Annotated in this window: 5 protein-coding genes and 1 pseudogene; 3 read left to right on the top strand and 3 right to left on the bottom strand. The window is 72.7% G+C overall.

What is annotated here, in order from left to right:
- Window positions 1-116: 116 nt before the first annotated feature.
- From kal to kamD, 3 genes are read right to left on the bottom strand one after another with little or no spacing between them, the layout of a single operon-like run.
- Window positions 117-584 (bottom strand): 3-aminobutyryl-CoA ammonia lyase, encoded by a 468-nt coding sequence (kal, locus tag EBO15_RS42210; RefSeq protein ID WP_122200055.1) that lies wholly within the window; start codon window positions 582-584, stop codon window positions 117-119.
- A complete protein-coding gene (gene kamE, locus EBO15_RS42205) occupies window positions 581-1,468 on the bottom strand; it encodes a lysine 5,6-aminomutase subunit beta (protein ID WP_122200054.1) in 888 nt (295 codons plus the stop codon). Before kamE ends, kal begins: the two co-directional genes overlap by 4 nt.
- Window positions 1,465-3,072: a lysine 5,6-aminomutase subunit alpha gene (gene kamD, locus EBO15_RS42200; protein WP_122200053.1), complete on the bottom strand. Its 1,608-nt coding sequence runs from the start codon at window positions 3,070-3,072 to the stop codon at window positions 1,465-1,467. The genes kamE and kamD overlap by 4 nt, the downstream gene beginning before the upstream one ends.
- A gap of 289 nt (window positions 3,073-3,361) precedes the next feature.
- On the opposite strand from kamD, the gene asnB reads away from it, so the two are divergent.
- The 3 genes and pseudogenes from asnB to EBO15_RS43940 form a co-directional block, all read left to right on the top strand.
- The gene (gene asnB / locus EBO15_RS42195; protein WP_122200052.1) at window positions 3,362-5,257 is read left to right on the top strand and encodes an asparagine synthase (glutamine-hydrolyzing); all 1,896 of its coding nucleotides are present in this window, start codon (window positions 3,362-3,364) and stop codon (window positions 5,255-5,257) included.
- 271 nt (window positions 5,258-5,528) lie between these two features.
- On the top strand, window positions 5,529-6,302 hold the full coding sequence (locus EBO15_RS42190) for a bestrophin-like domain (RefSeq protein ID WP_122200051.1): 774 nt from the start codon (window positions 5,529-5,531) through the stop codon (window positions 6,300-6,302).
- 1 nt (window position 6,303) lies between these two features.
- Window positions 6,304-7,143, top strand: a pseudogene (locus EBO15_RS43940) (hypothetical protein); the annotation flags it as partial.

Raw genomic sequence — 7,143 nt, 5'->3', positions numbered from 1 at the left:
GGCCTGGGCGGCCCGGTGGGCCGGAGGCGCCGGGCCGCCGGCGTGGCCCGGCAGGGCAGGTCGGGGCACGTCGGGCATGGCGTGGCCCGACGCGGCGTGGTGGGCGGACGGGTGGGTCAGGGCACGACGACGGTGCCGGTGGCGGTGACGACGGTGATCGGGTCGGTGAGGACCTCGGCGGCGGATTCGCCCTTGTCGGGGCGGCCGCGGCAGATCACGCGGGCGGTGAGGGCCAGGGTGCGGCTGCGGCGGCCGACGCGGGTGACCTCGGCGGTGGCCTCCACGACGTCCCCGGCGCGCAGGGGGGCGCGGAACTGCACGTCGGCGTAGGAGGCGAACAGGCCCTCGTCGCCGTCGGTGCGGATGCACACCTCGGTCGCGACGTCGCCGAACAGGCCGAGGACGTAGGCGCCGTCCACGAGGTTCCCGGCGTAGTGGGCGTGGGAGTAGGGGACGTAGCGGCGGTGGGTGACGGTCAGTCCGAGCCGCGGGTCGGCCCCGGCCCCCGTCCCGGCGTCGGTCCCCGTCCCGGCGTCGGTCCCGGTCTCGTTTCCGGTGGCGGGTGGTGCGGTGGCGTCGGTCATGGGGTCTCCTGGGTGCCGGTCGCGGCGGCGGGCAGCAGGGCGTGGACGAGGAAGGACGCGACCTCCGAGGGGGTGGTGCCCTTGCCGAAGATGCGGTCCACGCCGAGGTCGGACGGGGTGACGGTGTCGAAGCGGGGTCCGCCGACGACCAGCAGGGGCCGGCCGATGCCGGCGGCGACGGCGGTGGGGTACTCGGCGTGGAACGCGGCGGCCATCTGCTTGGTGTTGTGCAGGTGGGCGTTGCGCTGGGTGACGACCTGGGAGACCAGGACGGCGTCGGCGTCGGCGTCCTTGGCGCGGTCGACGAGTTCCTCGACGGTGACCTGGGCGCCCATGTTGATCACGTGGATCTCGCGGTAGTACTCCAGGCCCTTCTCCCCCGCGAAGCCCTTGACGTTGAGGATCGCGTCGATCCCGACGGTGTGGGCGTCGGTGCCGATGCAGGCGCCGACGACGACCAGGCGGCGGCCGAGGCCGGTGCGGATCGCCTGGTTGATCTCGGGCGCCGACAGCAGCGGGTACTCGCGTCCCTCGGGGACGGGGATGGAGGCGTAGTCGATGAGGTGGCCGGTGCGGCCGTAGACGATGAAGAAGGTGAAGTCGGGGCCCATGGGCTTGGCGTGGACGACGCTGGCGGGGTCCAGGCCCATCTTGGTGGCGAGCTGGAGCGCGGCGGCGTCGGCGCGGGGGCCGGCGGGGACGGGCAGGGTGAACGACATCTGGACCAGGCCGTCGCCGGTGGTGTCGCCGTAGGGGCGGATGACCTGGCGGGTGTCGGCGGGTTCGGCGGGCGCCTGGGTGTCGGCGCCGGTCACGACACCGGTCGCGGTGCCGGTGCCGGATCCGATGGTGGTCCCGGGGCCCTGGGTGGGGTCGGTGGTCATGCGGTCACCTCCTGCGGGGCGCCGGCGGCGTGCGGGTCCTCGTTGTCGAGGATCTCGATGGCGGGGTTGACGTACCCGTCGGCGCGTTCGACGACGCCGGACAGGCCCTTGCCGGCGTCCGGGGGGCGGCGGGTGACGCCGAAGGTGCCCTCGGCGATGGCGGTGAGCAGGCCGTCCCTGTCGACCTTGTCGAGCAGGTCGATGGATTCGGACAGGACGCGGCGGGCGCGTTCGCCGATGAACCCGTCCGGGCGGGGCACGAAGTCCTCGGCGAGGCCTCCGGCGGCGTCGCGGACGTAGCGGACGTTCTCCAGGGCCAGGTCGCGGTCCGACAGCCAGGGGGTGTGGATGCCCTCGGTCATCATCCCGATGAGGATGATCGACTGGCCGGTCATGACGCCCGCGAGGTTGAAGAACGCGTCGAGCAGGTACCCGGCGAAGATGTTGCCGGTCATGTGCTTGGTCGGCGGCATGTACTTCAGCGGCGCGTCGGGGAACAGTTCGCGGACGAGCTGGGCGTGGGCGAGTTCCAGCCGGAACGACTCGGGGATCTTCGGGTTGATCTCGAAGGCGTGGCCGAGGCCGAGTTGGGCGTCCGACAGGCCGGCCTCGTGCCCGAACCGCTCGTTGAGCAGCTGCGACACGATGACGGTGTGGGCGGCGTCGACGGCGTCGGCGGTGGTGAGGTAGTTGTCCTCGCCGGTGTTGATGACGATGCCGGCGCGGGCGTGGATCTGCCGGGAGAACCTTTGGTCGATGAAGGTCCGGCGGGGGTTGATGTCGCGGAAGATGATGCCGTACATGCAGTCGTTCAGCATCATGTCGAGGCGTTCGAGCCCGGCGAGGGTGGCGATCTCGGGCATGCACAGCCCGGAGGCGTAGTTGGTGAGCCGCACGTACCGGCCGAGTTCGCGCGACACGTCGTCCAGGGCGGCGCGCATGAGCCGGAAGTTCTCCTGGGTGGCGTAGGTGCCGGCGTAGCCCTCGCGGGTGGCGCCCTCGGGGACGAAGTCCAGCAGCGACTGCCCGGTGGAGCGGATGACGGCGACGACGTCGGCGCCCTCGCGGGCGGCGGCCTGGGCCTGCGGGATGTCCTCGTAGATGTCGCCGGTGGCGACGATGAGGTAGATCCACGGCTGGGGCGGGTCGCCGACCTCGGCGAGCATCCGGTCGCGTTCGGCGCGGCGCGCGTCGATGCGGTCCATGCCGCCGCGGGCGGCGCGCCGGGCGGCCTCGTGGGCGGTGCGGGCGTCCGAGCCGGTGGGCAGGCGGAAGTCGACGCGTCCGGCGGCGGCGGCCGCGGCGAGTTCGGCCAGGGAGCCGTGGCCGCCGCGGGCCAGGGCGTCCCAGACGGGCAGGGCGACGCCGTGTTCGAGGCCGACGTGGGCCTGGACGGTGTCGACGAGGTGGTTGGCCCAGGGCTTCCCGTCCGCGTCCGCGCCCGAAAGACCGGAAAGACGTAGCAAAGCGCGTTCGACCGACACGGTGGTGTGGGTACGAGCCATCTGGATGACGGGTTCGGCGGCCCGGGCGGCCAGGTTCCGCGCCTTGCGGACGACCTCCGGGTCGAGGTCGAGCTTGCCGCGCGTGTTCGGGCCGGTCACCGGGGATTCTCCCTCGGCTGGTCGGTCGGCATCGCCGTTCCCTTCTCCGCCGCGCCCGCCTCAGATGTCCAGCATCGGGCATGCCGGACGGGCCGCGACGAACAATCGTCCTCATTGACGCGTTCTCTACGGAAGATCTTCCGGTATGCACCATGTCACGCGCAAGAACCTCTTTGCAGTCCGTCCGGAAAGAGTGTTCCGGGCATCGACAGGCCGCCTGACCGGCATGAAACAAGTTTGTTTGGCTAAGTAACTGAGGGACGTACCCCAGCGACGAGAGGTGAGCACGATGTGCGGAATCACCGGATGGGTGGACTTCGGCCGCGACCTGACCGCGGGCGCCACCACCGCCGACACCGCCCGGACGGCGGCCGAGATGATCGCCACCATGGCCTGCCGCGGCCCCGACGACCAGGGCGCCTGGACCTCACCCCACGCCGTCCTCGGCCACCGCCGCCTGGCCGTCATCGACATCCAGGGCGGCCGCCAGCCCATGACCGCCCCCGCAACCCGGGAACCCGACGGAACCGAAGGCGTGCCCGCCGCCGTCCTCACCTACAGCGGCGAGGTCTACAACTTCACCGAACTGCGCGCCGAACTCGCCGCCCACGGCCACACCTTCCGCACCCGCAGCGACACCGAGGTCGTCCTGCACGCCTACCTGCAATGGGGCGAACACCTCGCCGAACACCTCAACGGCATGTACGCCTTCGCCGTCTGGGACACCCGCACCGAGGAACTCCTCCTGGTCCGCGACCGCCTCGGCGTCAAACCCCTCTACTGGAGGCAACTGCCCGGCGGCCTGGCCTTCGGCTCCGAACCCAAGGCCATCCTCGCCCACCCCGCCGCCGACGCCGTCCTGGACGCCGACGGCCTGCGCAGCGTCCTCGGCTTCTTCAAGGACGTCGGGAACTCCCCCTACCGCGACATCAAGGAACTCCGGCCCGGCCACGTCCTGCGCGTCCGCCGCTCCGGCATCACCATCCGCCGCTACTGGCAGCCGCCCGCCACCCCGCACACCGACGACCTGCCCACCAGCATCGCCACCGTCCGCGGCCTGCTGGAGGACATCGTCGCGCGGCAACTGGTCTCCGACGTCCCACTGTGCACCCTGCTGTCCGGCGGCCTGGACTCCAGCATCATCACCGCCCTCGCCGCCGCCCACGGCCCCGTCCGCTCCTTCGCGGTCGACTTCGTCGGGCAGGCCGAGAGCTTCATCCCCGACCCCGCCCGCGACACGCCCGACACCCCGTTCGTCCACGACCTCGCCGCCCACGCCGGCACCGAACACGCCGACATCGTCGTGGACGCCGCCCGCCTCGCCGACCCCGAACTACGCGCCACCGTCGTCCACGCCTTCGACAACCCCGCCATGAACGGCGACATGGACACCTCGCTCTACCTGCTGTTCCGCGCCATCCGCGGCAAGTCCACCGTCGCGCTGTCGGGCGAGTCCGCCGACGAGGTCTTCGGCGGCTACCAGTGGTTCCACGACGCCGACGCCGTCCGCGCCGACACCTTCCCCTGGATCGCCGCCGGCATGCGCGAAGGCGGATCCCAGCGGTTCGGCGTCGACCGCCCCGGCCCCCTCGACCGGGGCCTGCTGCAGACCCTCGACATGCCCGCCTACGTCGCCGACCACTACGCCAAGGCCATCGCCGAGGTCCCCCGCGTCCCCGGCGACAGCGAACACGAACGCCGCATGCGCCGCGTCTGCCACCTCCACCTCACCCACTTCCTGCCGATCCTGCTCGACCGCAAGGACCGCGCCAGCATGGCCGTCGGCCTGGAGGTCCGCGTCCCGTTCTGCGACCACCGCCTCGTCGAGTACGTCTACGGCACGCCCTGGGCGATGAAGACCCACGACGGCCACGAGAAGAGCCTCCTGCGCGCCGCCGGACGCCACCTGCTGCCCGACTCGATCATCGAACGCCGCAAGAGCCCCTACCCCGCCATCCAGGACCCCGCCTACGAACTGGCCCTGTGCGACCAGATCCGCGAACTGATCACCGACACGACCGCGCCCGTCACCCCGCTCCTGGACCGCGCCTCGCTGAAGGAGATGGCCGACCGGCCCATGGACCCGACCGTCGGCACCGGCTTCGGCGGACGCCGCAGCGCCTTCGAGATCGTCCTCAGCATGGACACCTGGCTCCGCGACCAGTCCGTCCGCATCGAACTCTGACCCACACCGAACTGACCCACACCGAACACCGACCCGCATCGAACTCTGACCGATCCCGCATCCGAACCCGCTCACGGGCGTGAGCGACGCCCGGCCCGGACCGCACCCCGGGCCGGACTCCCCTTACCCGCCCGTCTTCCCTGACTCCAGGGAATGCTTCACCTTCCACTCCCGTCACACCGGCACGCGAAAACTCCTACAACCACGCAACGTGAAAGTAAAATCACGACGCGTCAGCACTGGAGTCGGACCGGAACCCCGGGAGTGGACCATGCCCGTCTACCTCTTCGCGGCGGCGTGCGCCGTCGCCGTCGTGGTCATCGCCAGCCGGCTGCTGCGCCGCACCCGCGGCGGCACCGACGACGACGCCCCCGACGGCGCCACCAACGGCCACGCCGGATCGATGCTGTCCGCGCTGTTCCTCCTCGCCTTCGCCATCGCGGTCGTCGTCCCCTGGACCAACGCCGACGCGGCCCGCTCCAACACCAACGCCGAGGCCCAGGCCCTCGTCGAGACCTACTGGGCCGCCGGACGCCTCGACCCCGCCGACGCCACCCGCACCCGCGCCGAGGTCGCCGACTACGCCACCTTCGTCCGGCGCACCGAATGGCCCCTCATGCGCGACCACCGCCGTCTCAGCACCGACGGCTGGGCCCGCCTGGACCGACTCCGCCGGGAGACCATGGCCGTCCCCTTCAAGGACGGCACCGAGTCCGCCGACGCCCGCACCACCGTCCTGAACCACCTCACCGAGGTCTCCGCCGCCCGCCACCAGCGCGCCACCGACGCCCGCGCCCACCCGCCCACCGGCCTGCTCATCATCACCCTCCTCACCGGCCTCGTCGTGATCGTCCTGCCGCTCCTGGCCGGCGCCCGCCCCCGCGGCTGGGCCCTGCTCCCCCTCGGTCTCATGGCCGCGCTCCTGGCCGTCGGCATCTACCTCACCGTCGACATCTCCCACGTGTTCTCCGGCGCGATCGCCGTCCACCCCGACGCGTTCAGCTCCGTGTCCGCCGAGTTCACCCGCATCGGCCAGGGAGGCTGAGGTGCGCCGTGCGCTCGCCCTGCCCCCGCTCCTGCTGATCGGCGCGGCCGCCGGCGCGCTCTCCCCTGCCCTCGCCCCCGCCTCCCCCGCCGCCGCGGCCGACACCCCGGCCCCGGCGGGAACGACCGCCACGGGAACGGGCACCGGCGGGACGGCGTCGTCGCAGCCCCTGCCGTCCCCGTCGTCCCTGTCGTCGTCCTCGTCGTCGCTGGTGTCCCTCGCACCGCCCGCACCTCTTGCCCCGCCCGCCCCGCCTGCCTCGCCCGTCCCGTCCGGTACCGGGTCCTCCTCGGCCACGCACGTCACACCGGTCGTCCCGCACGCCCGGCACCACGCCCGCCCCAAGCGGGACACGCCCCCACGGCACGTCAAAGCCGACGGCGGGGGTGCCCCCGGGCCGAGGCCGGACAAGGCGGCGGGCGGACAGAAGGGTGCGGGAGGAGGCGGAAGCGGCGGCGGGACGAGCGGAGGCGGGGGGACGGCCGGTGGCCGGGCCAAGGTTCGGGTGACGAAGGACGACCCGCCGCCTCCCCCGCCCGTCTGGATGGCCGAGGGCGGCGTCGTCGCGATCGTCGGGTCGGAGTTCGGGAGCGAGGTCATCTCGATGGTCCCGCCGCCGCCCCCGCCCTGGGTCAACGGCGGCGGCGCGACCGTGTGCATCGAGACCGGCGTCGACATCCAGGTCTCGATCGGGATCGTGATCTTCGGGAGGCCGTGCCACCCGCACCCGGCGCCCCCGGCCCAGCCGCCCGCGCCGCCGGTGCCGCCGGTGCCGCCCCCCGTGACCGTCCCGCCCGTGACCCCGCCGCCGGTGAACCCGCCGGTCCCACCGCCCCCGGTG

The sequence above is a fragment of the Actinomadura harenae genome, assembly GCF_003696215.1.
Classification (GTDB): Bacteria; Actinomycetota; Actinomycetes; order Streptosporangiales; family Streptosporangiaceae; genus Spirillospora; species Spirillospora harenae.
This window is presented reverse-complemented; position numbering and strand designations above follow the sequence as displayed.

Excerpts from the sequence above, each read along its gene's own strand:
- asnB (WP_122200052.1), top strand. The coding sequence starts at position 3,362 with ATGTGCGGAATCACCGGATGGGTGGACTTCGGCCGCGACCTGACCGCG.
- EBO15_RS42190 (WP_122200051.1), top strand. The coding sequence starts at position 5,529 with ATGCCCGTCTACCTCTTCGCGGCGGCGTGCGCCGTCGCCGTCGTGGTC.
- kal (WP_122200055.1), bottom strand. The coding sequence starts at position 584 with ATGACCGACGCCACCGCACCACCCGCCACCGGAAACGAGACCGGGACC.
- kamE (WP_122200054.1), bottom strand. The coding sequence starts at position 1,468 with ATGACCACCGACCCCACCCAGGGCCCCGGGACCACCATCGGATCCGGC.